Here is a 24,451-nt window from a genome sequence, read left to right on the forward strand (position 1 = left end):
CCACTTTCTGCGGCGTTATCGTCCCCGGCCGCGAAATTTGTGCGACTTTCGCGGCCGAGCGTTGCGATTGCCGATTGCCTTCGAAGCGAAATTTCCCTTGGTCGGCTCGGTCAGCATTTCAAATCGTAGCGCACCGGCGGACGGGATTGCCTCGAGAAGGCGGACCTCGACCGTATCGCCGAGCCGATAACCCGTACCGGAACGGGCGCCGATCAAAGCGTGGGCCGCCTCGACGTGGTGGTAGTAATCGTTGCCGAGACTGGAGATCGGAATGTAGCCGTCGGCTCCGGTATCCTTGAGTTTCACGAAGAGGCCGGACCGCGTGACGCCTGCGATGCGCCCATGGAATGTCGCGCCGACATGATCGGCAAGGTGAGCGGCGATCAGACGATCCGTCGTTTCACGCTCGGCGGACATGGCGCGACGCTCTGTGTCCGAGATTGCTTTTGCGATGCTTGCGAGGCGCGGAATTTCATCGTCGCTTAGTCCGTCGGAACCGAGACCAAGCGCGCGGATCAGTGCGCGATGCACGATTAAATCGGCGTAGCGGCGGATCGGAGATGTGAAGTGCGCGTAGCGGACGAGGTTCAGACCGAAATGCCCGATGTTCTTCGGATTGTATTCGGCCTGCGACTGCGAGCGGAGGATCACTTCATTGATGAGGTCGGGAACGGGCAGATCCTTCGCCTGCTCGAGGACGCGATTGAAAGCTTCCGGTTTCAGCGCACCGGCGTGCGGAACCTTCATGTCGAGCGTTTCGAGAAAGTCTCTGAGGCCCTTCAATTTCTCCGGGCTCGGCGCGTCGTGGACTCGATAGACGAGCGGAAGGCGCTTTTCCTCGAGCGTCTCGGCGGCTGCAACGTTGGCCTGGATCATGAACTCTTCGATCAGGCGATGCGCCTCTAATCGTTGAGGCGTCACGACGCGATCGACTTTGCCTTCGGCGTTGAGAAGGATTTTGCGTTCGGGCAAATCGAGGTCGAGAGGACCACGCTTGTCGCGCGCCTTCGCGACAGCTCGGTAAGCCGCCCACAGCGGCTTCAGTGCCGTCTCCATGAGAGGCAGACATTTTTCCGACGGGTCACCGTCGATGGCCGCCTGCGCCTCCTGATACGAAAGCTTGGCGGCCGATTTCATCATGGCGCGCAGGAACGTATGGCTACGCTTTTCGCCGTGCTTGTCGAACACCATGCGGACGGCGAGGGTCGGGCGCTCTTCGAGTTCACGCAGCGAGCAAAGATCGTTCGATATTTTTTCCGGCAGCATCGGCACGACGCGGTCCGGGAAATAGACCGAGTTGCCGCGGAGTTGCGCTTCGCGGTCGAGCTTCGAGCCGGGGCGGATATAGTGAGCGACGTCGGCGATGGCGACGGTTACGACGAAGCCGCCTGAATTTTTCGAGTCCGTATCGGCGGCCGCGTGCACGGCGTCGTCATGATCGCGGGCATCCATCGGGTCGATGGTGAGGAGCGGAATGTCGCGAAGATCAGTGCGGCCTTTCATGGTGGGCGGCGGCAGCGTCTCGCATTCCTGAATGACCGACTCGGGGAAATCTTCCGGGATGCCGTGAGCGTGAATGGCGATCAGCGAAATTTTCCGCTGATCGTCGGGATTGCCAAGGCTTTCGACGATTTCGGCGCGGGGCGTTGCGAAACGCCCGCGCCGGTTCAATTGGAAGCGAACGAGATCGCCGTCGCTGGCGCCGCCGGTATCGTCAGGCAGAATTTGCCAGCTCTTCAATTCTTTCCGATCGATCGGCTCGATGGTGCCGCCGCCGCGTTTCGATGCCCGATAGATGCCGAGAAGGCGGCGCTTCTCACGCGGCAGCTTCTTGATCGGCGTCGCTTCGTAGGACGCGGCACCGCTTCCACGCGGCAGCTTGTCGAGGCGCGCCAGAACGTGATCACCGATCCCGATCTCGACGTCGCGTCCGTGGCCGGTCAGCATGCGAACGATCGGCCGCTTGCCGTCGTCTTCTTCCCAGTGCAGCGGCTTTGCGATGAGATCGCCGTCCTTGTCGCGGCCTGTGACTTCAAGTGTCGTGGTGGGCGGGAGTTTGCCCTTCTCACGCATGTGCTTTTTATCGCCCGCCAGCGTGCCTTCTTCCGACATCTCGGCGAGCAGTCGCTTCAACGCGATGCGGGCGCCGCCCGATACGCCGAAGGCGCGCGCGATCTCGCGTTTCCCGACCTTGCCCTGAGCGGAGTTCAGAAAGTCGAGGATCTGCTCTTTGCTCGGAAGTCCGCCGTTTGCAGGAGCGCGCGTCACGTTCGATTTGCGGGCCACCTGGCGCCTCGTGTTTGCTATCAGGCCTTGGCCCTAGCGAGTTTCTTTGCTGGAGCGGCAGCTTTCGCGGCTTTTTTTGCAGCAGCAGGTTTCTTTGCGGCCGCAGGCTTGGCGGCCTTGCGTTCCGCAGGCGCCGCAGCTGCCTTCTCAGGCTTTGCCGCTTTCGTCGCCTTCGGTTTCGCGGCGCGCGACGACTTCGACTTTTTGCCTCCGCCGTTGGCTACCCGCTCAGCCAGAAGCGCCACCGCCTCATCCATCGTGAGGGATGCCGGATCCTTCGCGCGCGGTACCGTGGCGTTGACCTTGTTGTGCGTGACGTATGGCCCGTAGCGGCCCTCGAGCACCTGTACAACGCCGCCTTCGCTCGGATGCTCGCCGAGATCTTTCAGCACCTTCGGCGCGTTTCGCTGGAAACGGCTCTTGCCGCCGCCGGCGCGCTTTTCGGCGATCAGCGTGACGGCCCGGTTGAGGCCGATGGTGAACACGTCCTCGATGCTCTCGAGATTGACGTAGGTCTTGGCTCCGCCGTTCTCGTGAACAATGAACGGCCCGAACCGGCCAAGACCCGCAGTGATCGCGCCACCTTCATCGGGATGTGCACCAACCTCGCGCGGAAGCGACAGGAGCTGCAGCGCCTTTTCGAAATCGAGCGTCGCTGCGTCGATGCCCTTCGGAATGCTCGAGCGTTTCGGCTTTTCGTCGCCCGATGCTTCCCCGAGCTGGATGTAGGGTCCGAACCGGCCGGTGCGTAGCGTGACCGCAACGCCGTCGTCATTGTAGCCTAGAATCTTGCCGTCGAGCGCGTTCGCGTCGCCGTCGGCAGACTGGGTCAGCTGGCGCGTATAGTTGCATTCCGGATAGTTTCCGCAGCCGATGAAGGCACCGTATTTGCCGGAAATCTTGAGGCTCAGGCGTCCCGATCCGCACTTCGGGCAAAGGCGCGGATCGCTGCCGTCTCCCTTATCCGGGAAGACGTGCGGCCCAAGCATTTCGTTCAACGCTTCGAGAACGTCGCCGACGCGCAGATCCTTGATCTCTCCGACGGCCGCCATGAAGTCGCGCCAGAAGTCACGCAGCACGTCCTTGTAGGCAAGTTCGTCGTTGGAGATGAGATCGAGCTTTTCTTCGAGCTCGGCCGTGAAGTCGAATTCGACGTATTTCTTGAAGAAGCTTTCGAGGAACGCGATGACGAGGCGTCCCTTGTCCTCGGGGACGAGGCGCTTCTTTTCAATGCGGACGTAATCGCGGTCGACGAGCACGGCCATCGTCGACGCATAGGTCGAAGGCCGGCCGATGCCGAGCTCTTCCATCCGCTTCACCAGCGTCGCTTCCGAGAAGCGGGGCGGGGGCTGGGTGAAGTGCTGGTCGGCGCTGATCTCTTTATCTTTCAGATGATCGCCAACGGCGAGCACCGGAAGACGGCGATTCTCGTCATCGTCGTCGGCCGTATCGTCCTTGCCTTTTTCGATCGCGCGGACACGGTCGTCGCGGCCTTCCTCGTAGACCTTGAGGAAGCCGTCGAACATCAGGACAGAGCCGTTCGCCCGCAGGCCGTAGGCCTTGCCGTCGGCGCCCTTGACCTCGATCTCGGCTGCCGTCTGCTCGATGTCGGCCGGGGCCATCTGGCTCGCGATGGTGCGTTTCCAGATGAGATCGTAGAGCGCGGCCTGATCCTTCTCGAGGTGCCTGCGGACCTGATCGGGCTTGCGGCGCGGGTCAGTCGGGCGGATGGCCTCGTGCGCTTCCTGCGCATTCTTGGCCTTCGTTTTATACTCGCGGGCGAATGGCGTGTAGTTCTTGCCGTACTCGGCAGAAATCACGTCACGGATTTGGCTGACGGCCTCCGGTACGATCTGAACGCCGTCCGTTCGCATATAGGTAATGAGGCCGACGGTCTCGCCGCCGATATCGACGCCTTCATAGAGGCGCTGGGCGATCTGCATCGTCTGCTTGGCCGAGAAGCCGAGCTTACGAGACGCGTCCATCTGCAATGTCGACGTCGTGAACGGCGGGAAGGGATTGCGCTTCGTGGCTTTCTTCTCGATCGACGCGACGCGGAAGTCCCGGCCGATCAACGCCTGCCGGATGGCAGTCGCCGTCGCTTCGTCTTTGATGTCGAGCTTCTTGAGCGTCGTTCCATCTATCGCGACAAGGCGCGATCTGACGTCTTCGCCCTTGGCTGTCGAGAGAAGCGCCTCGATCGTCCAGTATTCGTCGGTTTTGAAGGCCTCGATCTCGGCTTCGCGGTCGCAGACGAGACGGAGGGCGACGGACTGCACGCGGCCAGCCGACCGGGAGCCCGGCAGCTTCCGCCAGAGCACGGGCGAGAGTGTAAAGCCGACGAGATAATCGAGGGCGCGGCGCGCCAAATAGGCGTCAACCAGGGGTTCGTCGATCTTGCGCGGCTCCTTGAGCGCGGCGAGGATCGATTGCTTGGTGATGGCGTTGAACGCCACCCGCTCGACCTCGGTATTCTTATTCAGAGCCTTTTTCTGATTGAGAATTTGCAGGATGTGCCAGGAAATGGCCTCGCCTTCGCGATCAGGGTCCGTCGCGAGGATCAGTTTGTCGGCTTTCTTAAGCGCGTCGGCTATCTCGCGCATGATCTTCTGGGACTTCGGATCCACTTCCCAGTGCATCGCGAAATCTTGCTCGGGCTCAACGGAGCCGTCCTTCGCAGGCAGGTCGCGCACGTGCCCGTAGGACGCGATGACCTTGTAGCCTGAGCCCAAATATTTATTGATCGTCTTGGCCTTAGCGGCGGATTCGACGATGACGACGTTCATCTGGCGATTTCGCTCCTGGGCCGCTCTCTGTCCGCCGGGTCGACGGGTAAGCGGCCTTCATTCGCCGCCTCGAGGCGGGGCCGGAACATGGTTGATCGCCGCAGCGCTGTCAAATCCCAGGTTGTTACGACTTTAGATTGTATATTTATTATAGTTGCCACCATAACTAGAGTGCTGTACATTAAGGATATGGACTGTGCGGATCATTTCTCAAGGGCGATGGAAGCGTTGCAGGATAGCGGACATTTCGGCCGGTCAGGCGGTGAGAAGCGAGAGCACCTAGAATATCTTGCTGATTTATTGGGCGAATTACAGCTCATGGCCGAGCGTGAGGGGTGCCGGAAGTTATCCCGTATGCTGGCTATATCGCATGCCGAGGCGCGGCGTGAGACGGATCGCCAACAGAGCTAAACGCTTTTCAGCGCCACGAGGCTATGTCCTTGCCGCTCGATGCGGCCTCCGAGATCAAGCTCCAGGAGCGCAATTTGAACCGCCTGGATCGTCAGACCGGCGTTACGTGCGATGGCGTCGACGGTGACGGGGGCCGGTCCGAGCGCGGAGAGGACGGCTTTCGAGACGTCTTCGGGCGCAAGCTCCACCACCTGAGGTTTCGTTGAGGCTGGTTCGGTGGCGGGCTGCTCCATGGGCAGCGTAAAGTCGTAACGGCGTTCTTCGAGGCCCAGGATGGGGCGAAGAATTTCTACCACCTCCGCGGCTTCGGTGACGAGCGTTGCGCCCTGCTTGATCAGGTTGTTCGTCCCTTCCGCGCGGGGATCCAGGGGATGGCCGGGGATGGCGAAGACCTCGCGACCGAGGTCATTGGCGTAGCGGGCCGTTACGAGGGTACCTGAACGCGCCGCGGCCTCGACGATGACGACGCCATTGACCAGCCCTGCGATGATCCGGTTTCGGCGGGGAAAGTCCTTGTCTCGTGGCTTCAGGCCCGGCGGCCGCTCAGTGACCAGGCAGCCTTCGTTTCCGATGAGGGCCTGCAATTCGGCATGTTCGGGCGGATAGATCCAATCGATGCCGCCGGCGACAACGGCGACGGTGCCGCTTTTCAACGTCGACTCGTGCGCCGCCCGATCGATGCCGCGCGCGAGGCCGGAGACAATGACGAAGCCAGCTTCTGCCAGTTGGCCCGCGAATAGGCGGGTCAGCTGTACGCCGGCAGCAGAGCATTGCCGCGATCCGACGATCGCGACGGCCGGAACGTTCAGAAGCTCGTGATTGCCTTTGATGTAGAGCATCGGCGGCGGTGCTTCGATGCGGGCGAGAAGGGCCGGATAGTTCGGCTCAATCGTGAAGATTGGCGTCGCGCCTATTCGCTGGGCTGCTTCGAGTTCGCGTTCCGCATCGGCCTTCGGGCAGATCCGGATCGTCCGGCCGGAGCCGCCACGCCGGGAAAGCGCGGGCAGGGCTTCGAGCGCTTTGTTGGCGCCGCCGAAGTGATTGATGAGATCGCGGAAGGTTACCGGTCCGACGTTCTCTGATCTGATCAACCTGAGGCAGGCCAGTCTCTCCTCGTCGGAAAGCTCTGCCGTTGGCAGCGGTGCGGGGCGGAAAAGCTGCGGCTCGTCAGGTCTTGGAGCCAATGCTCGGCTCCTGTCCTGCGATCAGGCGTTCGATATTGGCGCGATGCTTGAGGAGAACGATGAGGCTCATGATCGTGACAACTGCCGCGAGATTGGTGTCTCCCCACATCCAGGCGGCGACGGGTGCGGCGATCGTGGCGACGATGGCGGAGAGGGAAGATATTCGCGTCAGTGCGGCGACCGACAACCAAAGCACGGCAAAGACGGCGGCGCACTGCCATGCGAGAGCAATCAAGACGCCGAGGTACGTCGCGACGCCCTTGCCACCTTTAAACCCGAGCCAGACGGGAAAGATGTGCCCGATGAAGGCGGCAAGACCGGCGAGCATTGCGGGTGTTTCACCCAGAAAATGTCTCGCGATGAGCACGGCGACGGCACCCTTCGCGGCGTCGAGAAGAAGGGTCGCCGCCGCGAGACCTTTGTTGCCGGTTCGCAGAACATTGGTCGCGCCGATATTGCCCGATCCGATGCTCCGGATGTCGCCGAGCCCAGCTGCACGCGTGAGCAGCAGGCCGAACGGGATTGAGCCCAGCAGGTAACCGACGACCAATGCGAGCGCGATTTCAACCGGCGAGCCGCTGTCCATCAGCACTGCCAAAGGTAACAAGGAGCTCATGGCCTAAATCTTTTTCGCAAGATCCGCTGGTATGGCAGAGGAGAGGTGGGTCTACGTGCGTTCGACGCCAGCGTATTCGTAGACCGTTTGCCCGGCAACCATCGTCCTCAGCACGCGTCCCTGCATTTTGGCTTCGTCGAAGGGCGTGTTCTTCGAGCGAGACCGCAGGCGGTCTTTGTCGACGACCCAAGGCTCGCCCGGATCGAACAGCACGAGGTCCGCGATGGAGCCCTTCGCGAGGCGCCCGGAGTGTAGTCCTAAGAGCCGTGCGGGATTGATGGTCATAGCCTTCAGCATTGCCGGGAGCGTGATGTCTCCCGAATGCACGAGGCGTAGCGCTGCCGAAAGCAACGTTTCGAGACCGACCGCGCCATCGGCGGCTTCCGCGAACGGACGGCGCTTGGTGTCGGCGTCCTGCGGGTCATGGCTCGATACGATGATATCGATATCGCCGTTGGCGACCCCCTGCACCATCGCGACGCGATCTTCTTCCTTGCGCAAAGGAGGACGCATTTTGAAGAACGTACGGTATGGCCCGACATCATTTTCGTTGAGAGTCAGGTGATTGATCGAGACGCCGCAACTGACGGGCAGCTTTTTCGCCTTGGCGTTTTTGACGACGTCGAGGCTCTCCTGACAGCTGATCGTTGCGGCGTGGTAGCGGCCGCCGGTCATTTCGACGAGGCGAACGTCCCGTTCCAGCATGATCGTCTCGGCGATTTTGGATATGCCGGGCAGTCCGAGGCGGGAGGCGACTTCGCCCGAGTTCATCGAGCCGCTCGAGAGGTAGGGGTCCTCCGTGTGGTGGACCACGAGCGCGTTGAAGTCCTTGGCGTAGCTCAGGACATTGCGCATGACGCGGGTATTGATGACGCTCGATTTGCCGTTCGAGAAGCCGATCGCTCCGGCGCGCTTCAGAAGACCGATCTCGGTCATCTCTTCGCCCTGGAGGCCCTTAGTCATGGCGGCCATGGTCTGGACGTGCACCAGGGCGTTGTCGCGGGCGCGGCGCTGGATGAAATCGACGAGCGCGACCTGGTCGATCACCGGGTTCGTGTCGGGCATCACGACGATCGTTGTGACGCCACCGGCGGCGGCAGCGTGACTTGCCGTCTTAAGCGTCTCGCGGTGCTCGTAGCCCGGTTCGCCCGTGAAGACCTGCGCGTCGATCAGGCCGGGCGCCAAGACATTGCCTTTGCAATCGATGACAGTCGCCCCTTCCGGAGCGTTGCGCCTCAAATGCGCGCCGAGGTCGGCAATCATGCCGTCTTTGACGAGAAGGCCGCCGGGCTCGTCGCGGTTCGAAGCCGGGTCGATGAGGCGGGCGTTGATGAAGACAGTCGCGGTGCCGAGGCTTTTCGGCTTTTCGATCGGCTTTCTCATCGGGCGTCCTCCGCGAAGCCCGGAAGGTGCGCCGATAACGCTTCGAGTACGGCCATTCTGACGGCAACGCCCATTTCAACCTGTTCGCGGATGACACTTTTGGAATGATCGGCGACGGTCGAGGCGATTTCGACGCCGCGGTTCATCGGGCCTGGATGCATCACGAGCGCGTCGGGCTTGGCGCGGGCCAGCTTCTCGTGATCGAGCCCGAAGAAATGAAAGAATTCGCGGGTCGACGGGACGTATGACGCGTCCATCCGTTCGCGCTGGAGGCGGAGCATCATAACGATGTCGACGCCTTCGATGCCCTTCCACATGTCGGTAAAGACTTCGCAGCCGAGGCGCTCCGGAGAGGACGGCATCAACGTCGTCGGTGCGATGAGGCGCACGCGGGCGCCGAGTGCATTCAAGACGTTGATATTGGATCTCGCGACACGCGAATGGAGGATGTCGCCGCAGATCGCGACCGTGAGACCGGCGATACGGCCTTTGGCCCGGCGGATGGTCAGCGCGTCGAGAAGGGCCTGTGTCGGATGCTGGTGCGCGCCATCACCGGCGTTGATGACAGAGCAATCGACCTTCTGAGACAGAAGTTCGACGGCGCCGGCCGCATGATGGCGGACGACGATGATGTCCGGGCGCATCGCGTTCAGCGTGACCGCGGTATCGATGAGCGTTTCACCCTTCGTGACCGACGACGTCGCGACGTTCATGTTCATCACGTCGGCGCTCAGTCGCTTCCCCGCCATTTCGAACGAGGCCTGGGTTCGCGTCGACGATTCGAAGAAGAGGTTGATGATCGTTCGCCCCGCAAGCACGTCGCGCTTGCGACCATTATTGCGGATGTGATCCGCGTTCTTGTCCGCGAGATCGAGCAAGAAATTGATTTCGTTAGCCGACAGACCCTCGCAGGTCAGCAGGTGGCGGCGCGGAAAAACTTTCAGCGCATTGGTATTCGATTTCGATGTCATTAAAGGCGCTTCTATAGGGGGAGTCTTGCGGGGCCGCAAGCAGGGGAACGACATCAATCCCAAAGGGCCTTAACGGCGCGTGAAGTGCGATCCGGGCACGGAGCGTCGCGAAGCGGGGTAGTGCGGGGCGCCGGGTCATCCTCCCGTGGCCGATTAGTCCTTGTTATTCAGGCGATCGAGCGCGCTCTGGAGGATGATCGTCGCGGCCAGCTTATCGATCACCTCGGCGCGCCGTTTGCGCGTCTGATCGGCGTCGATCAACATTCGTTGAGCCTCTGCGGTCGTCAGCCGTTCATCCCAGAGCAGAATCGGAAGTGGCGACATTTTATTGAGATTGCGCGCGAGGGCTCGGGTCGCCTGTGCGCGCGGGCCCTCCGTCCCGTCCATATTGCGGGGGAGGCCCAGCACCAGCCCAGCGACGCCGTGCTCTGCGACCAGGGCGAAGAGACGGACCGCGTCAGCCGTGAACTTGGTCCTGCGGATCGTTTCAAGGGGAGAGGCTATTGTGCGCCGTACGTCCGACAGGGCGAGGCCCAGCGTTTTGGTGCCCGCATCGATCCCGATGAGGCGTCCAGCCGCGATGGCGCGGAATTCGTGCTGATCTTCCGTGGTGCGGCCCGGTATCGCTGGGGCGGCCGACTGGTTCATTAAGGCATGCCTGAATATGTGTAGGGGGAGGATTGCAAAGCTGCCTCTACCAGCTTCGGCGGCAAATTGGCATCGTTCGCCGCCCTTTGCCTTCGGTTTAACCCACTGAGGGTCGCTCAGATAGTACCGCCGGTTGCATTGAAGCGGGGAGGGCGGGTAAGAGAGCTTCGCAACATCCCCCGATTTCCTTGAAGGGAACTTTCCATGCAGGTCGACGAAGCGACCGTTCGCCGTATCGCGCGCCTCGCCCGGATCAAAATCAGCGACGCCGAGGCCAAGGGACTCGAGAAAGAGCTCTCGGGCATCCTCGACTGGGTGGCGCAACTCGACGAGGTCGATACGAGCAACGTCGAGCCCATGACGCGTGTCGTCGCGCAGAAGCTCAAGATGCGGGACGATGTCGTCACCGACGGCGAGATCGCAGAGCAGATCGTGGCGAATGCGCCGCTCGCCGAGGACAATTTCTTCGTGGTGCCGAAGGTCGTGGAGTAGCTGGTGACGGATCTTACAAAATTGACGATGGCCGAGGCCCGCGACGGCTTGGCGAAAAAAGATTTCACGGCGCTCGAGCTGACCGACGCGTTCATTTCCGCAATCGAGAAGGCCAACCCTGCGCTCAATGCTTACGTCCTGCAGACGCCGGAGCATGCGCGGGTCCAGGCCAAGGATAGCGACAAGCGGATTGCGGCCGGCAGTGCTCGTCCGCTCGAAGGTCTGCCGATCGGCAACAAGGATCTTTTCTGTACGCGCGGCATCCGCACGACGGCGTGCTCGAACATCCTCGGCGAATTCAGTCCGACCTATGAGTCGACCGTCGGACAGAACCTGTGGGATGCCGGCGCGGTCATGCTCGGCAAGCTCAACAACGATGAATTCGCGATGGGTTCGTCGAACGAGACGAGCGCCTTCGGCAACGTCGTCAGCCCCTGGCGGCGGAAGGGCAAGGACGGCAAGCTGTCGACCGACAAGCTCGTTCCGGGCGGCTCGTCGGGTGGTTCTTCGGCTGCTGTCGCCGCGGGCCTTTGTTTAGCTGCGACGGCAACGGACACGGGCGGTTCGATCCGGCAGCCGGCTGCGCTCACAGGCACAGTCGGCATCAAGCCGACCTACGGCCGCTGCTCGCGCTGGGGCATCGTCGCGTTTGCATCGTCTCTCGATCAGGCCGGACCCATCGGCAAGACCGTGCGCGATGCCGCGATCATGCTCAAAGCCATGGCGAGCCACGATCCCAAGGATACGACGTCCGTCGATGCGCCTGTTCCCGATTACGAAGCGGTGCTTGGCAAAGGCGTCAAAGGGCTGAGAGTCGGCATTCCCCGGGAATATCGCGTCGAAGGCATGTCGTCCGAGATCCAGAAGCTCTGGGACGACGGGATCGCTTGGCTCAAGTCGGCGGGCGCGACGATCCACGACATCTCGCTGCCGCACACGAAATATGCGTTGCCGGCCTACTACATCGTGGCGCCGGCCGAGTGTTCGTCGAACCTCGCGCGTTACGACGGCGTACGTTACGGCCTGCGCGTCAACGGCGACAATCTGATCGATACCTATGAGAATACGCGCGCCCAGGGCTTCGGCAAGGAAGTGCGCCGCCGGATACTCATCGGCACGTATGTGCTTTCGGCTGGCTACTACGACGCTTATTATCTCAAGGCACAGAAGGTTCGGACGCTGATCAAGCGCGATTTCGACGAGGCCTGGAATAAGGTCGACGTTGTCCTGACGCCGACGACGCCGTCACCGGCATTCGCGTTCGGCGAGAAGACCGGCGATCCGTTGGCCATGTATCTTGAAGATATCTTTACGGTCACCGTGAACATGGCAGGGCTGCCGGGTATGTCGGTTCCGGGCGGTCTGTCGTCTGAAGGAACGCCGCTCGGGCTGCAGCTGATCGGCAAGCCGTTCGACGAGGAAACGCTGTTTCGAACTGCTCAGGTTATCGAGGATGCAGCCGGCCGCCTAACCGTGCCGGACGCTTGGTGGATGAAGGGCTGACATCATGGATCCGAAACGGCCGTGGGAATGCGCAGACATGTCCCAGGTGCGCACTGAAATCGATCGCATCGATGCGGCCTTGGTCGACCTTATCGCCGAGCGCTTCGGCTACGTCGACCGCGCGTGGCAGCTCAAAATGAATTCGAGCGAAGGCGCCATCGTGCAATGGCGCATCCAGCAGGTGATCGATCGCGTCAAGGCGCGAGCTGCGGAGAGGGGCTTGCCGCCCGAGATGATCGAGATGGTTGGCGCCCAGTGGCGGAACATGATCGGCTGGTTTGTCCAGTTCGAAGAAGAAAAGTTGAGACAAGTCCAAAACGACCCCCAAAAGTCGGGAGTAGACGGTGCCTGATTACCAGCCCGACGTGCCGCTGATTGAAGTTTTTCTTTACGGCGTGCTCAATCCCGCAACGATCATCGTCGCCTTCATGCTTGGGCGGCGCGCGGATGACAAAGCCAAGATCATGATCGCTGCTTTCGGCGGAGCGGCCGCCGGAGCGGCGTTGCTCTACGTTTTAACATTCCTGCGCCTTTTTGACGGGCCGACGCTCGGACGCGCCATTGCGGGCGTTTTCACAACGTCGCTCATCGCGGGCTGCGTGTATGCCGGCATCGGCTATGCGACCAAGGGATCGACTGGAGGCGAGAAATGAACTCTCAGAAAGTCGCTGAAAAGCCGAAGTCCAAGAACTTCATCGAAGGTGCGACGGGTGACTGGGAAGTCATCATCGGCCTCGAAGTGCATGCCCAGGTCGCGTCGAATTCGAAGCTGTTTTCGGGCTCTTCGACGGGGTTCGGCGCGCCGCCCAACAGCCACGTCTCGCTGGTCGATGCCGCCATGCCCGGCATGCTGCCCGTGATCAATCGCGAGTGCGTGGCGCAGGCCATTCGCACCGGTCTCGGTCTCAAGGCGCAGATCAATACGAAGAGCGTTTTTGACCGGAAGAACTATTTCTACCCGGACCTGCCGCAGGGCTACCAGATCTCGCAGTACAAGCAGCCGATCGTCGGCGAAGGCGAAGTTGAGATCACGGTCGACGGCGAGACGCTGACTGTCGGCGTCGAGCGGCTGCATCTCGAGCAGGATGCGGGTAAGTCGCTCCACGATCAGCATCCCGATTATTCCTACGTCGACCTCAACCGTTCGGGCGTCGCGTTGATGGAAATCGTCTCGAAGCCCGATCTCAGGTCGTCGAAGCAGGCGCAGGCCTACGTTACGAAGCTTCGCAGCATCTTGCGTTATCTCGGCACGTCCGACGGCGATATGGACAAGGGCAACCTGCGCGCCGACGTCAACGTTTCGGTCAGGAAGCCTGGCGACAAGCTCGGCACGCGCTGCGAGATCAAGAACGTCAATTCAATCCGCTTCATCGGTCAGGCGATCGAGTACGAAGCGCGCCGCCAGATCGACATCATCGAGGACGGCGGCACGATCGATCAGGAAACGCGTCTCTTCGATGCCGCGAAGGGCGAGACGCGTTCGATGCGGTCGAAAGAGGAAGCGCACGACTATCGCTATTTCCCCGATCCCGACCTTCTGCCGCTCGAATTCTCGAACGACTATGTCGAAGAGCTGAAATCGAAGCTGCCGGAACTCCCCGACGAAAAGCGGGCGCGTTTCATCGAGAGCTTCGGGCTTTCAGCCTATGACGCCGACGTGCTCGTCGCGGAGCGGGCATCTGCGGATTATTTCGAGAAGGTCGCGGGTGGCCGCGACGGCAAGGTCGCCGCGAACTGGGTGATCAACGAGCTGTTCGGGCGCCTCAATAAAGAAGGCAAGGCAATCGAGGATTCGCCGGTGTCTTCGGCACAGCTCGGCGCCATTGTCGATCTCATCGGCTCCAATGCCATCTCGGGGAAGATCGCCAAGGATCTCTTCGAGATCGTCTGGACCGAAGGCGGCGATCCGGCCGAGATCGTCGACAAGCGCGGCATGAAGCAGGTGACCGATACCGGCGCTATCGAAAAGGCCGTCGACGCCATCATCGCGGCCAATCCCGAAAAGGTCGAACAAGCGAAGGCCAAGCCATCGATGCTGGGCTGGTTTGTCGGTCAGGTGATGAAGTCGACCGGCGGCAAAGCGAACCCTGCAGCGGTCAACGACATCCTGAAAGCCAAGCTCGGAATCTGACGGACATTCGCAGTCGTCGGGGAGGCCGTCAGAAGGCTTTCTGAAGGGCCAGACGTCTTGCCTTGCGTTCGCGAAGGCCGACGAAGACGACGTGCGCGATGCCGATGCATGCCAGTAAGACGAAGCCGAACGGTACGACGGCTGCAAACCCGTAAGCTATTTTTGTCGTTGTCATTTGCCTCTCCTTGGAGGCTGGGGTGGCGATGCGACAAATCATAGCAGCGAGAGTTTGAAGCTCCGCTCATGCGTCCATGACAAATGGCACGACGAAATTTGCGATCCAGTAACTCGTGGTAAACGCGGAGTTAATGTCAGTAGCTTCGCGCCCGGCCTTCTGATCGGGCCCGTTACAAGGGGCGAACGATCAACGGCATTCCGCCTTTCGGGCGGAGCGTGACGCGGCTCACGGGCTCCGGCAGATGCCGTCCGTCCCATTCGAAGCGGACGTTTCGCAATAGCGTCGCGAGGATTGCCGTCGCTTCGAGAATGGCGAAGGAAGAGCCGATGCAGACGCGCTGTCCGTAGCCGAAGGGCATGAACTGGGTGCGCGGATAATGCGCTTCGTTCTCAGGCAGAAACCGGTCCGGGTCGAAGCGATCGGGATCTTGCCAGAGCAATCTGTGGCGATGAATGGCGAAAATCGGGATGACGATCAGTGTGGGCTTTGGGAGAAAGATCCCGCCGATTTCGACGTCTTCAGAGTTCACGCGAGTCATGACGGGTGCCGGCGGATAGAGGCGCATCGCCTCTTTCAAAACGCGCGACGTGACGGGCAGCTTGGCGATCGTCGCGGCATCGACGGGGCCCGAGCCAATCACCGCATCCAATTCTTCGCGCACACGGGTTTGCCATTCCGGTGCGCGCGCCAAAACGTACAGCGTCCAGGTCAAAGCCTTCGCCGTCGTTTCGTGGCCAGCGAATAGAAACGTCGCGAGATTATCGGCGATCATTTCATCGGACATCGGTTCGCCGGTATCGGGATCCTTTGCCGCCAGCATGCGTGCGACGAGGTCGGAGCCGGTCGAGCCGTCCGCCCGGCGCTGGGCGACAAGATTTCCGACGATTGTGCGCAGTTCCACGGCGGCTCGCCTCATGCGGTCCTTGCCGGGATGCCAGAGGGTCTCGGGTAGTTGCAGGAGCGACGCCGCGACTTCCCAGGAGATCGGATTGAGATAGGCACGGCCCGCGCGCTTTATGAGGTCGCCGTCGCGGGTGCTGACGCCTGCCAAGATCGTTCGGGCGATGATGGAGAACGTCGTATCCGTCAGGTCTTCTTCGACATTGGTGACGAACGGGCTCGGTCCACGCGACCGCCAGTGCATCACGCAATTGACCGCGGCGTCGACCATTGTCGGCACATAGCCGAGAAGCTCGGCGTGCCTAAAGGGCGGGCTCGCAACTTTACGCTGCCAGCGCCAGCTCTCGCCCTGCGCAGTCAACAGTCCGTTGCCGATGATCGGCTTCAGGACGCGACGATCGAGCCGCGTTTTCGGAAACTGCTCGGCGTTTTTGAGAAGGATATTCTCGACGAGCGCCGGACCCGTAACCCACGCTATCAGCGGGCGCTTGCCCCCGTAGGTTACAATGGGCTCCTGGTAGACGGCGCGCGGAATTGCCCGCAAAGGGTTGCGGACAAAGCGGCCCAGGAAGGGAAGTAGGGGCAGTGCGCGCGCGGACGGCGTGACCGTCGGCGGGTAGAACGCAGTCGTCGTCATGTCGTTACTCGCGTCACCATTCACGCCGGCAGACAGAGTACGTAGTGAGCGACTGCGCTTCTAGCTAGGCCGATGCTGCCTTCTTTGCGCGGGCTTGGCCTGCGAGCTTCTTCAGGCGCGTGCGGACGCCGGCCGTGTTGCCCTGAATACGGGTCTGCGGCGCACGCGGAATGGTGCGCTTGGCCTTTTTCTTCTGCTTTTGAATATTCTTGGGCGACGTCTTAGACATGAAACAGGCCTCGGAAGGTGGAATGTAAGGAAACGACGCTGCGCCCTGGCGCAGCAGTTGGGCGATCCTCTACGGGATCGCGCCAGTTCGTGCAAGTACGGGCGTCATTTTACGGGCCGAATGCCTCGGTTTCCCCTAATGCAGGAGATAGTTCAGGCCGAAATAGGCCGGTGCGATTACGCCTGCCGCCCAAATAAATGCGGCAACGACGTTAGCCAGCTGGAATTGCCATTGCGGCATTGCGTACATCCCAGCGACGACAGGTATGATGGCGCGGACGGGCCCGAAGAAGTGCCCAAAAAACACGCTCAGCGCACCCCACCTGGCAAAAAAATTCTGTCCCTGGTCCACCAGTCCGGGATTGCGCTTGAACGGCCAGACCTCGCGAATGCCATCCTTGTAGTAGAGCCCGATCCAATAGGAGATCGCATAACCGAGCGAGCCGCCGACGCCCGCGGATACGATGGCCGGCCAGAGGACGTTGAGTTCAACACCGCTTTTAGCGAGCAGAGCGGAGATGCCAATCAGTATGGCGGTGCCCGGCCAAAGGATGGAAAGAAAGCAAAAGCTTTCGAGGAATGCGACGGCGAACGCTATAGGAACGGCCCATTCTTCGTGCGCTCTCACGAACGCGACCGTGGCATCGACGAAGTCCTGCACGCTCATTTAGCGACTTTCAGTTGGAAGTTATTGTTTGCGTGCGAGCCTGCTCGGCCAGCGGCCCCGTGATGTCCCGGCCACATAGGGAGCCGCACTGCCGGGTTCAAGTCTACCGGCACCGGCGCGCGATTTCTTGTGCAAGTTCACGCGAAACTTCGCGCGCGAGCATCGCAGCGCGTGCAATTTGTCCTGTGGACAATCCGACGTAAGCGCCTCCGCTGAGGGCGGACGGGCCCCGGTCGGCCTCTGCCTTGCCGTGCGCCAACTCGTTGCAGTTCAGTTCTTTGCGCTTTCGGCTGAACGCCATGAGACGCACGCCGGAAGCATATTCATGAGGGCCGGCGGACTGCTTCACCCAGGAGCGGGAAGGGTCGGACATGTACGAATCGTAGACCATTTTTCGCTGACTGATGCAGACGTTGCTGTCGTCCACGCATTTCAATCCACGCGCCGGGTCGCCCAATGCAGCTTCATTGCCAGCACAGCCCGCCAGGAAGGTTGCGAGCAGAAGCGCCATGGCGGCGTTCGATTTTCTGGTGTGCGGCGCATGTTCGAAATGATTCAAGGTAATTTCCGTTTTCGTTTCCCTCAGGCGGTAGAAAGTCAGCGTGGCAGGCTCGTGGCGAACGGGGGTCTAAGATGTGGCCCGTGTCAAGCCACTAGCGGGATTCGCCGCGGAACGGCATCTCTAGACCGGGGATCATCCGAGAGGAGCTTACGACATGCCATTTGCAGTTCGGGTGCACGCCAACGGGGGGCCGGAAGCGCTCGTCTATGAAGAGGTGCCCGTCGCCGATCCGTCGCCGGGCGAAGTGCTGCTTCGGCAACGCGCGATCGGCGTCAACTTCATCGATGTCTATCATAGGAATGGTCTCTACAAGTTGCCGGGCTTGCCAGCCATCATCGGCTCCGAAGGCGCGGGCGATGTGATTGCCGTCGGTCCCGGCGTCAGCCGCTTCAAGGTCGGCGATAGAGCAGCTTATGCCGGGTCCATCGGCGGCTACGCCGAGGTTCGCGCCGTGCAGGCCGAACGGCTCGTGAAGTTGCCCGAGGGCATCGATTACGACACTGCCGCCGCGATGCTGCTGCAAGGCATGACCGTTCGCTACCTGCTGCGTGAGACGTATCGAGTCGGGCCCGAGACGACGATGCTGCTGCATGCCGCTGCGGGTGGTGTCGGTCTCATCGCGTGCCAGTGGGCGCATGCTCTCGGGGCCACGATCATCGGAACCGTCAGCTCGGACGCGAAAGCCGAACTCGCGATGGAGAATGGCTGCACGTACACGATCAATACAAAGCGGGATGATTTCGTCAGCGGCGTGCGCGAGTACACCAACGGAAACGGATGCGATGTCGTGTACGATTCCGTCGGAAAGGACACCTTTCCGCAGTCGCTCGATTGCCTGAAGCCCAGGGGGCTTTGGGTGTCGTTCGGCAACTCTTCAGGGGCCGTACCGCCATTCCCGCTGACGGCGCTGAAAGGGTCTCTTTTTGCCACGCGCCCGACGCTTTTGGCTTATACGGCAACTCCTAGGGATCTTGAGGACAACGCTGCAGAACTGTTCGAGATGGTGCTCAGCAAACAGATTCGGATCACCATCAATCATCGATACCCGTTGAGCCGTGCCGCCGATGCTCATCGCGATCTCGAGGCCCGGCGTACGACGGGTTCGGTCATTCTCATTCCCTAAGGAGTGATATGCAGGACGACGGAGACGAGGAGCAGCCGATCGCGCTCCATTTTTGGCCGACGCCCAATGGCTTGAAGATTTCCATCATGCTCGAGGAACTTGGCGTGCCTTACGAGGTGTCGTTCGTCGACATCGGCAAGGGCGAGCAGTTGGCGCCCGAATTTCTCGCAATCTCGCCCAATAATAAAATTCCAGCCATCGTCGATCCCGAAGGGCCCGATGGTCAGCCGCTCGCGCTTTTTGAATCGGGCGCCATTCTTCAATACCTCGGACGAAAGTTCGGCGCGTTCTATCCGTCCAGCGAGAGGGCGAAGGCCGAGGTCGATCAATGGCTCTTCTGGGGGGCGACGGGCCTCGGCCCGATGGCTGGGCAGTGCAACTACTTCCGCAATTATGCGCCGGAGAAAATTCCCTCTGCGATCGATCGCTATACGAAAGAGGTCGAACGGCTATTCGGCGTGTTGGACAAGCGGCTGAGCGATCGCCCCTACATCGCGGGGAAGTATTCGATCGCGGATATCGCCAGTTTCACGTGGGTGCGAATGTGGGAGAAGCTGGCGCAGGACATCGGCAAGTTTCCGAATGTCGAGCGGTGGCTCGGAGAGATCGGTCAGCGACCGGCGGTGGTCAAGGGTTTGGCGGTGAAGAAAGTATGAGCGGCGGATGGATCGGCGATTATTCGCTGCGTCCGATGAGGCTTTCAGGATCGACTGTTCGTCCTGTCACCTTTTGGAATGCCATCGCGCTCAAGACCTTGTTCGACTGTACATGCCGAAGTGCTTCGGGTGTCTCGCCGGAACGGATGGCTAGGGACTTGCCCGTGAAGTCGTCGCCGGACAGGTCCGACAATCCGATGTAGGCGGGGTGTGATCCTTGTTGTGCGCAACCTGCAAGCAACAGGAACCCTGCAGCCGCAAACGAGCGGCAGACTACCGATTGAGCCATAATCCCTCACTCAGACTGCGAGCAGCCCGAACCCTCCTTAAGGCCGCTTTTCGGCCCCAGATTTAAGGTTACCAGCACGCGGCTGAACCCCGGCTGAACATTCGAACCCCGTCGTTCGATTAACGCACCGTGGCCACCTTTTTGAAGCATGGTTAGGAAATGGTGGCAACCCTTCTTAATGTCTAATCACCAGTCGTCGCACTTCGGCCAAAATGTTTCGATCCCGATCAGAAAGTAGCGGTGTGTAAGGCGATTTTAGCCTGTTGTTAAAGCAAATTTGTTCGGCCTTTTACGAGATTTCATCCAACGGCTGCCATGGTTCGGGTGCGCTCATCTATGACGAGCGCAGGCTTTGCCGCCTCACGACATGAAGAGCGCGATGGCGGCTGTTGGAGTGTTTTCTCATGGCACGTATGGACGTGTTGTCGCGTCAAATCGATTACTCAGCTCAGGGCGAACAATCGGATGCCTTTTTCGAGCTCGGTCTCAGTTTCTGCACGGGACGCGACGGAGCCGTCGATCTCGTTCAAGCTCATAAGTGGTTCAACATCGCCGCGAGCAAGGGCAACGACGAGGCGAAGCGCTATCGGTCGGAAGTCGCAATCGACATGAGCAAGGCCGACATCATCAAGGCACAGAAATTGGCCCGTGAGTGGCTGGTCTCCGTCCATTGACGTCGACCATGTGACGCATCGGGTGCTGCATCGGTTTTGTGCGGTGTCAGCAATTCGTGAAGAATGACGAGAGGCACTTCCAAGAATTCTTGGCGGCGCCCCCGACTGCTGCCCCAGCTTTTTCGAGTGCCGTGGTTGCCGATTTTGCGGCATCGCCAGCGGCGCCAGCCGTTTTCGCGCTCTTCTCAACCATCTCCTGCACGGTTTTCGGAGGCGGCTCGCTCTGAGGCGGGCCGGCGGCCTGATCGTGTTGCGCTTCGGCCGGATTTGGCGCTTGCGGCGGTGTCACAGCGGCGCTATCGCCGGTCTTCGCTGGGCCGGTAGGGGTATCGGTTTGCGGCTCGTCTTCGGCCGCTTGGCCACCCAACGCTGGCGGGGCGGGAAGCTCCTTCCGCTCGCCGGGGCATGGGGCCGTCGCAGTGCGGTCTACCGAGCAGCTCTCGTGGGCGCCAGACTTGGCGAGAGCCGTGATGCAGTACAACTTGGCCACTGTGTCTATCGTGGCGTTCGACGCGCCGTCGACGACGCACGCGTAGCTCGCATCGGGGGCAGAGCATTTGACGCAGAGTTCGGTCGCGTTAGCCGCAGCCGCCCCCAGAAGCGCCGAAAATCCGATACTCAACTGAATTTTGAAGCAAGTGCGCACGGCTCAGCCCGTTTCCAATGGAGGACCATTGCTTTCAGGACACTAGGACGACTTTGCGGCGACGGCCAGCGGGGGCCACGTCACGCCTGTGCATTCTCCCGTCGCGTCTTGCATTGCGCTGGTCCGGCCTCTATAGGGGCACAGCCCATTGATTTGGGGAGACGTGGCCGAGTGGCTGAAGGCAACGGTTTGCTAAATCGTCATACGCCCTAAAGCGTATCAAGGGTTCGAATCCCTTCGTCTCCGCCATACCAGTGGCCCATCCGACACCAGAGTCTTGCAACGCTGCGCAGCCCGTGCGTGTCCCCAGGCGTCGTGGCTTGAGGCGTAAGCCCTGTCGCCGCCCGCTTTATCTGAACTCGAGGATAGCTATTTGGCTCGCTAGGCAGGACTTGCCCTAGCTCATATTGACGATGGCTAAGCCCGTTAGAACGCACAAGATGCCAAGTCCGTATAGCGGAGAAAGAGCTTCGCCCAGGAAGATCCGGGCACAGAGAGGTACTATCGCTGCGCCCAAAAGAGCGAAGGGATAAGCCCGGCTCAACGGCAACTGAGTGAGTATCCAGATCCAGAGCAAGCTCGTTAAGCCATACAACGCGAAGGCTGAAATGAGCGAAGGCGACAAGAGAATATGCAGCCATGAACCGTCTTTCAGGCGGAGGAAATCATTGGCGGCGAGCTTGAACAGAAGCTGGCCGATAGCCAAGCTCATGGAAAAAATCAGGCAGGAGACGGTCAGCCAGAACGACATTATTTCCGATCGTCGTGAGGTGATTTCGCTGTGTGAAGGGCGAATGACTTTGCCAATTCAGATAGGCGTTGGTCCAGCAGCCTGTTGCGCAGATGCAAATTGAATATTGCTGCGATCGCAATCACCATGAACAAGTAAGCAATGAGATCGGCGCCCCTTCCCACGCCCACAAAATGCGCCACGTCAGTAGCGACCTCGGGGAAAGCCACTAAGATCATGCCAACAAGCGCGGCAATCGCCATGACATAGCTTATGAGCCGCGACCGCGTCCGTTGCGTAAACGCATACAGCGTCAATACGAGCAACGCCCAAATCAGGAAGAGGCGCATAATCATTAGTTGAGCTTCGCCACGAAGAGATCTTTCAAGATATCGACCATGCCGGACATTTTCTGTCCTTTATGTCTCGAGTAGTCCGTATACAAGATGCAGCAAGGCGCCTCCTGGTATCGCAGGTTCTTCGAGGAAATTTCGTGCAAAATTTCGGAGGCGTGCGCCATCCGATTTTGTTTGATGTCGATTTTTCTTGCCGCCGAAGCTTTAAACGCGCGCAATCCGTTGTGGGTATCCGTCAGACGGAGTCCGGTCGTAACGCGCGTAAAGATGGTGGCAAGTCGCAGAACGAGAGACTTGGATATCGTCATTCCTTTTGTCGACCCAAGGAAGCGCGAGGCCAGGACGACATCCACATCGTTTGCAAAGAGTGCTCGCACCAAGGCCCGGGCATCGTCTGCATTATGTTGCCCGTCAGCGTCGAAAGTCACAATCGCTGTGGCGCCTTGCTGCAAAGCATACGAAATGCCCGTCGACAAACTTGCGCCTTGGCCGAGATTGACAGGATGACGACATAGATGCGCGCCAGCTTTGAAGGCGATGTCAGCGCTTCGGTCGGTCGAACAATCATCAACGACAACGACGTTTTTGAAGGCGGCGAGAACGTCGTTCACCGTCTTGCCGATTACGGCCTGCTCGTTATAACACGGGATGACAATCCAAACATTCTCAAAGACTTCAACCAAAACGAATTCCCACCGACATGCTTTGTATCTGCGATGACGATAACTAAGTCGTTCGCGCGCTGCAAGTTGTCCCTGAAAACTCAAATGAAGTTGTGGTGACGTGAGAAAAACCGACCCTGTCTCCTCGCTCGATGCCGGCTGGAATTCAATTAGGTCTGTACTGGGAAGCGATTGGCTTCGTGGACTATTTTTTGTCTCTTGCTACGCGGCCTTTTTTGTTTACGCGTTTGCGGGGCTTCAGTCCGGCCACAGCTGGGGAGACGATTTTGCTCTCTACTTGTTGTTGGCGGAGAACATTTTAAACGGCCGGCCGTACGAGACGCTCGTCACAGGTATAATAGTGCCGCCCGGATTTCCGCTCGTTCTTTCCGTGGGCATCTGGCTTTTTGGCGCAAATTTCCTGAAGCTAAAGACCATCAATATTTTGGCCTATGGCATTGTCGTCCTGAGCACGACAAAAATATGCGAACGTCTTCTTGGCGGCGTCACGGCACTACTTGTTCCCATAATCCTTTTTCTTGTGCCATTCTATTATTACGCCCAGCAATCGATATTGGCGGATGTTCCTTTTGCGGCCGCGATCTCGGCGGCGCTTTATTTCTATATCGAGGCAGCGCGCCGGATTAAATCCGGCGAAGCATTCGCCGCACACGCGTTCTTCTTAGGTTGCGCCATCTGGTCCGCGCTCCTGCTCCGGCCCGCCGGCCTACCTTTGATTCCGGCAGTCGTTTTGGCTGCGGCGGTGGACGCATTCGTGGACCGAAGCCACATGCGTGGTTATGCGATACTCGCAGCGACCTCTGTTCTGGCATTCCTAGCCAGCATCGCCGCGTTCCATTCCGATAGTCCGTCAAATTCGACGATGATCATCGATTACTTCCTGTATTCCAAGACGAGCTTTTTCGAAACAGTAAGTTCGTTGATCCAGTCGCGTATCGTTCAGGAATATCAAAATCTACGTATTCTTTTCTTCTGGTACATCGGAGTTCCGGTATGGCCGGTTTTGACCATGGCTGCATTTGGTTGCGGATGGTTGGTGTGCACGAAGAAGGACTTCGTGCTCGCCGCGTTCACGGCTTGCTACTTGGGTATGCTTGTTCTCACCCCTTGGACTGGAGGATCGAGATATCTCCTGCCGCTTTTGCCGGCGCTGTGTGTCTTCATACTTAGTCCTTTGCTGTTCCTTTTCAGGGCATCGACAACGGGTCACAAGGACTACCGGAGGATATCCGTCCTCGGGCTCTTCGTTTATTTTTGCTTGCTTCTGTTTGTCGTTAAGGACATGCGCGCAGGAACGGCCCTCGCGCACGGCGTCAACGCTGACGAGATCAGCGATGCAAAGACGGTAGAATTATTCGATTGGCTGAAGACGCACACCGCGGCCGGTGACGTCATCTGCTCGTCTAAACCGCGCGCTGTTGTGTATTTTTCCGGTCACCCGGGGTGCGGTTTGGACTCGGCTTTGACTGAGCTTCCGAAGCCATTCGAGCCTTGGATGCGAAAAAGAAAGGCTACCTTCGCAGTGCTGATTTTACGGCGCGGTTATGTCGACGTTCCGCTGGATGAGCTGCTAAGAGACGATAAGAGCGTCGCGGAAGTTTTCCGCAATGCGGATTACGCGGTTTACAAGACCGCGACGCCCTAGGATTTGCGATCGGCTAGTTGACTTTGCGGCGGCTCAGGGTGGCGAGCTCTCTGCAGGAGAGCTTGC

At 59.9% G+C, this 24,451-nt stretch carries 26 protein-coding genes and 1 tRNA gene; 10 read left to right on the plus strand and 17 right to left on the minus strand.

Features of this window, described 5'->3' with window-relative positions; all coding sequences use genetic code 11:
• Nucleotides 1-15: 15 nt before the first annotated feature.
• The 7 genes from rnr to ruvX all read right to left on the minus strand — a co-directional run bounded on the left by rnr (nucleotide 16) and on the right by ruvX (nucleotide 10,285).
• Nucleotides 16-2,286 carry a ribonuclease R gene (gene rnr, locus K2Q04_RS15500; RefSeq protein ID WP_291165573.1) on the minus strand — a complete coding sequence of 757 codons (2,271 nt, stop codon included), beginning with the start codon at nucleotides 2,284-2,286 and terminating at the stop codon, nucleotides 16-18.
• Between the two features lie 20 nt (nucleotides 2,287-2,306).
• Nucleotides 2,307-5,072, minus strand: a complete 2,766-nt coding sequence (topA, locus tag K2Q04_RS15505; protein WP_291165575.1) for a type I DNA topoisomerase — start codon at nucleotides 5,070-5,072, stop codon at nucleotides 2,307-2,309.
• A 407-nt stretch (nucleotides 5,073-5,479) separates the two neighbouring features.
• Nucleotides 5,480-6,667 (minus strand): DNA-processing protein DprA, encoded by a 1,188-nt coding sequence (gene dprA / locus K2Q04_RS15510; RefSeq protein WP_291165576.1) that lies wholly within the window; start codon nucleotides 6,665-6,667, stop codon nucleotides 5,480-5,482.
• Complete coding sequence (gene plsY / locus K2Q04_RS15515) at nucleotides 6,651-7,253, minus strand: glycerol-3-phosphate 1-O-acyltransferase PlsY (RefSeq protein ID WP_291165654.1); 603 nt, start codon at nucleotides 7,251-7,253, stop codon at nucleotides 6,651-6,653. Before plsY ends, dprA begins: the two co-directional genes overlap by 17 nt.
• Before the next feature lie 81 nt (nucleotides 7,254-7,334).
• Nucleotides 7,335-8,666, minus strand: coding sequence for a dihydroorotase (locus tag K2Q04_RS15520; RefSeq protein ID WP_291165578.1), 1,332 nt, complete (start codon nucleotides 8,664-8,666; stop codon nucleotides 7,335-7,337).
• Nucleotides 8,663-9,637, minus strand: coding sequence for an aspartate carbamoyltransferase catalytic subunit (locus tag K2Q04_RS15525; RefSeq protein ID WP_092864902.1), 975 nt, complete (start codon nucleotides 9,635-9,637; stop codon nucleotides 8,663-8,665). The genes K2Q04_RS15520 and K2Q04_RS15525 overlap by 4 nt, the downstream gene beginning before the upstream one ends.
• Nucleotides 9,638-9,790: 153 nt before the next feature.
• The gene (ruvX, locus tag K2Q04_RS15530; protein ID WP_291165580.1) at nucleotides 9,791-10,285 is read right to left on the minus strand and encodes a Holliday junction resolvase RuvX; all 495 of its coding nucleotides are present in this window, start codon (nucleotides 10,283-10,285) and stop codon (nucleotides 9,791-9,793) included.
• Nucleotides 10,286-10,489: 204 nt separating this feature from the next.
• Between ruvX and gatC the strand changes: the two genes are divergently transcribed.
• Genes gatC through gatB form a run of 5 tightly spaced genes read left to right on the plus strand, consistent with a single transcriptional unit; the run spans nucleotide 10,490 to nucleotide 14,411 of the window.
• Entirely contained in the window at nucleotides 10,490-10,777 is a 288-nt protein-coding gene (gene gatC, locus K2Q04_RS15535) for an Asp-tRNA(Asn)/Glu-tRNA(Gln) amidotransferase subunit GatC (RefSeq protein ID WP_092864908.1), read from the plus strand.
• 3 nt (nucleotides 10,778-10,780) lie between these two features.
• Nucleotides 10,781-12,280 carry an Asp-tRNA(Asn)/Glu-tRNA(Gln) amidotransferase subunit GatA gene (gene gatA / locus K2Q04_RS15540; protein WP_291165583.1) on the plus strand — a complete coding sequence of 500 codons (1,500 nt, stop codon included), beginning with the start codon at nucleotides 10,781-10,783 and terminating at the stop codon, nucleotides 12,278-12,280.
• Nucleotides 12,281-12,317: 37 nt separating this feature from the next.
• Nucleotides 12,318-12,632 (plus strand): chorismate mutase, encoded by a 315-nt coding sequence (locus K2Q04_RS15545; RefSeq protein ID WP_291165585.1) that lies wholly within the window; start codon nucleotides 12,318-12,320, stop codon nucleotides 12,630-12,632.
• Entirely contained in the window at nucleotides 12,625-12,933 is a 309-nt protein-coding gene (locus K2Q04_RS15550) for a hypothetical protein (protein ID WP_291165587.1), read from the plus strand. The genes K2Q04_RS15545 and K2Q04_RS15550 overlap by 8 nt, the downstream gene beginning before the upstream one ends.
• A complete protein-coding gene (gatB, locus tag K2Q04_RS15555) occupies nucleotides 12,930-14,411 on the plus strand; it encodes an Asp-tRNA(Asn)/Glu-tRNA(Gln) amidotransferase subunit GatB (RefSeq protein ID WP_291165589.1) in 1,482 nt (493 codons plus the stop codon). Before K2Q04_RS15550 ends, gatB begins: the two co-directional genes overlap by 4 nt.
• Before the next feature lie 28 nt (nucleotides 14,412-14,439).
• Here the strand turns inward: gatB and K2Q04_RS15560 are convergent, their stop codons facing one another.
• The 5 genes from K2Q04_RS15560 to K2Q04_RS15580 all read right to left on the minus strand — a co-directional run bounded on the left by K2Q04_RS15560 (nucleotide 14,440) and on the right by K2Q04_RS15580 (nucleotide 17,580).
• Nucleotides 14,440-14,586, minus strand: coding sequence for a hypothetical protein (locus tag K2Q04_RS15560; RefSeq protein ID WP_291165591.1), 147 nt, complete (start codon nucleotides 14,584-14,586; stop codon nucleotides 14,440-14,442).
• A 172-nt stretch (nucleotides 14,587-14,758) separates the two neighbouring features.
• Entirely contained in the window at nucleotides 14,759-16,126 is a 1,368-nt protein-coding gene (locus K2Q04_RS15565; RefSeq protein WP_291165593.1) for a cytochrome P450, read from the minus strand.
• A gap of 64 nt (nucleotides 16,127-16,190) precedes the next feature.
• On the minus strand, nucleotides 16,191-16,355 hold the full coding sequence (locus tag K2Q04_RS15570) for a hypothetical protein (protein ID WP_291165595.1): 165 nt from the start codon (nucleotides 16,353-16,355) through the stop codon (nucleotides 16,191-16,193).
• Nucleotides 16,356-16,490: 135 nt separating this feature from the next.
• Nucleotides 16,491-17,021, minus strand: a complete 531-nt coding sequence (locus tag K2Q04_RS15575) for a DedA family protein (protein WP_291165597.1) — start codon at nucleotides 17,019-17,021, stop codon at nucleotides 16,491-16,493.
• A 103-nt stretch (nucleotides 17,022-17,124) separates the two neighbouring features.
• On the minus strand, nucleotides 17,125-17,580 hold the full coding sequence (locus K2Q04_RS15580) for a hypothetical protein (RefSeq protein ID WP_291165599.1): 456 nt from the start codon (nucleotides 17,578-17,580) through the stop codon (nucleotides 17,125-17,127).
• A 157-nt stretch (nucleotides 17,581-17,737) separates the two neighbouring features.
• Here K2Q04_RS15580 and K2Q04_RS15585 point away from each other — a divergent pair, with 157 nt between their 5' ends.
• Nucleotides 17,738-18,706, plus strand: coding sequence for a quinone oxidoreductase (locus K2Q04_RS15585; RefSeq protein ID WP_291165601.1), 969 nt, complete (start codon nucleotides 17,738-17,740; stop codon nucleotides 18,704-18,706).
• Nucleotides 18,707-18,714: 8 nt separating this feature from the next.
• Complete coding sequence (locus K2Q04_RS15590) at nucleotides 18,715-19,362, plus strand: glutathione S-transferase N-terminal domain-containing protein (RefSeq protein ID WP_291165603.1); 648 nt, start codon at nucleotides 18,715-18,717, stop codon at nucleotides 19,360-19,362.
• Nucleotides 19,363-19,381: 19 nt separating this feature from the next.
• Here K2Q04_RS15590 and K2Q04_RS15595 read toward each other — a convergent pair whose 3' ends face one another.
• Entirely contained in the window at nucleotides 19,382-19,651 is a 270-nt protein-coding gene (locus K2Q04_RS15595; protein ID WP_291165604.1) for a hypothetical protein, read from the minus strand.
• A 413-nt stretch (nucleotides 19,652-20,064) separates the two neighbouring features.
• On the opposite strand from K2Q04_RS15595, the gene K2Q04_RS15600 reads away from it, so the two are divergent.
• Nucleotides 20,065-20,325 (plus strand): sel1 repeat family protein, encoded by a 261-nt coding sequence (locus K2Q04_RS15600; protein ID WP_291165655.1) that lies wholly within the window; start codon nucleotides 20,065-20,067, stop codon nucleotides 20,323-20,325.
• A gap of 46 nt (nucleotides 20,326-20,371) precedes the next feature.
• Here the strand turns inward: K2Q04_RS15600 and K2Q04_RS15605 are convergent, their stop codons facing one another.
• The gene (locus K2Q04_RS15605; RefSeq protein ID WP_291165606.1) at nucleotides 20,372-20,971 is read right to left on the minus strand and encodes a hypothetical protein; all 600 of its coding nucleotides are present in this window, start codon (nucleotides 20,969-20,971) and stop codon (nucleotides 20,372-20,374) included.
• A 157-nt stretch (nucleotides 20,972-21,128) separates the two neighbouring features.
• Here K2Q04_RS15605 and K2Q04_RS15610 point away from each other — a divergent pair.
• A tRNA-Ser gene (locus K2Q04_RS15610) sits at nucleotides 21,129-21,220 on the plus strand.
• Nucleotides 21,221-21,368: 148 nt separating this feature from the next.
• On the opposite strand, the gene K2Q04_RS15615 is transcribed toward K2Q04_RS15610, so the two are convergent.
• From K2Q04_RS15615 to K2Q04_RS15625, 3 genes are read right to left on the minus strand one after another with little or no spacing between them, the layout of a single operon-like run.
• Nucleotides 21,369-21,722 carry a transporter gene (locus tag K2Q04_RS15615; protein ID WP_291165608.1) on the minus strand — a complete coding sequence of 118 codons (354 nt, stop codon included), beginning with the start codon at nucleotides 21,720-21,722 and terminating at the stop codon, nucleotides 21,369-21,371.
• Nucleotides 21,722-22,057 carry a DUF2304 domain-containing protein gene (locus K2Q04_RS15620; RefSeq protein ID WP_291165610.1) on the minus strand — a complete coding sequence of 112 codons (336 nt, stop codon included), beginning with the start codon at nucleotides 22,055-22,057 and terminating at the stop codon, nucleotides 21,722-21,724. The genes K2Q04_RS15615 and K2Q04_RS15620 overlap by 1 nt, the downstream gene beginning before the upstream one ends.
• Complete coding sequence (locus K2Q04_RS15625; protein WP_291165612.1) at nucleotides 22,057-22,740, minus strand: glycosyltransferase family 2 protein; 684 nt, start codon at nucleotides 22,738-22,740, stop codon at nucleotides 22,057-22,059. Before K2Q04_RS15625 ends, K2Q04_RS15620 begins: the two co-directional genes overlap by 1 nt.
• Before the next feature lie 100 nt (nucleotides 22,741-22,840).
• On the opposite strand from K2Q04_RS15625, the gene K2Q04_RS15630 reads away from it, so the two are divergent.
• On the plus strand, nucleotides 22,841-24,385 hold the full coding sequence (locus K2Q04_RS15630; protein WP_291165613.1) for a glycosyltransferase family 39 protein: 1,545 nt from the start codon (nucleotides 22,841-22,843) through the stop codon (nucleotides 24,383-24,385).
• The last annotated feature ends 66 nt before the right edge of the window (nucleotides 24,386-24,451 follow it).

The organism is Hyphomicrobium sp., assembly GCF_019753045.1.
Lineage (GTDB): Bacteria > Pseudomonadota > Alphaproteobacteria > Rhizobiales > Hyphomicrobiaceae > Hyphomicrobium_B.

Excerpts from the sequence above, each read along its gene's own strand:
- topA (WP_291165575.1), bottom strand. The coding sequence starts at position 5,072 with ATGAACGTCGTCATCGTCGAATCCGCCGCTAAGGCCAAGACGATCAAT.
- plsY (WP_291165654.1), bottom strand. The coding sequence starts at position 7,253 with ATGGACAGCGGCTCGCCGGTTGAAATCGCGCTCGCATTGGTCGTCGGT.
- K2Q04_RS15520 (WP_291165578.1), bottom strand. The coding sequence starts at position 8,666 with ATGAGAAAGCCGATCGAAAAGCCGAAAAGCCTCGGCACCGCGACTGTC.
- K2Q04_RS15525 (WP_092864902.1), bottom strand. The coding sequence starts at position 9,637 with ATGACATCGAAATCGAATACCAATGCGCTGAAAGTTTTTCCGCGCCGC.
- ruvX (WP_291165580.1), bottom strand. The coding sequence starts at position 10,285 with ATGAACCAGTCGGCCGCCCCAGCGATACCGGGCCGCACCACGGAAGAT.
- gatC (WP_092864908.1), top strand. The coding sequence starts at position 10,490 with ATGCAGGTCGACGAAGCGACCGTTCGCCGTATCGCGCGCCTCGCCCGG.
- K2Q04_RS15545 (WP_291165585.1), top strand. The coding sequence starts at position 12,318 with ATGTCCCAGGTGCGCACTGAAATCGATCGCATCGATGCGGCCTTGGTC.
- gatB (WP_291165589.1), top strand. The coding sequence starts at position 12,930 with ATGAACTCTCAGAAAGTCGCTGAAAAGCCGAAGTCCAAGAACTTCATC.
- K2Q04_RS15560 (WP_291165591.1), bottom strand. The coding sequence starts at position 14,586 with ATGACAACGACAAAAATAGCTTACGGGTTTGCAGCCGTCGTACCGTTC.
- K2Q04_RS15565 (WP_291165593.1), bottom strand. The coding sequence starts at position 16,126 with ATGACGACGACTGCGTTCTACCCGCCGACGGTCACGCCGTCCGCGCGC.
- K2Q04_RS15570 (WP_291165595.1), bottom strand. The coding sequence starts at position 16,355 with ATGTCTAAGACGTCGCCCAAGAATATTCAAAAGCAGAAGAAAAAGGCC.
- K2Q04_RS15575 (WP_291165597.1), bottom strand. The coding sequence starts at position 17,021 with ATGAGCGTGCAGGACTTCGTCGATGCCACGGTCGCGTTCGTGAGAGCG.
- K2Q04_RS15585 (WP_291165601.1), top strand. The coding sequence starts at position 17,738 with ATGCCATTTGCAGTTCGGGTGCACGCCAACGGGGGGCCGGAAGCGCTC.
- K2Q04_RS15590 (WP_291165603.1), top strand. The coding sequence starts at position 18,715 with ATGCAGGACGACGGAGACGAGGAGCAGCCGATCGCGCTCCATTTTTGG.
- K2Q04_RS15595 (WP_291165604.1), bottom strand. The coding sequence starts at position 19,651 with ATGGCTCAATCGGTAGTCTGCCGCTCGTTTGCGGCTGCAGGGTTCCTG.
- K2Q04_RS15600 (WP_291165655.1), top strand. The coding sequence starts at position 20,065 with ATGGACGTGTTGTCGCGTCAAATCGATTACTCAGCTCAGGGCGAACAA.
- K2Q04_RS15615 (WP_291165608.1), bottom strand. The coding sequence starts at position 21,722 with ATGTCGTTCTGGCTGACCGTCTCCTGCCTGATTTTTTCCATGAGCTTG.
- K2Q04_RS15620 (WP_291165610.1), bottom strand. The coding sequence starts at position 22,057 with ATGATTATGCGCCTCTTCCTGATTTGGGCGTTGCTCGTATTGACGCTG.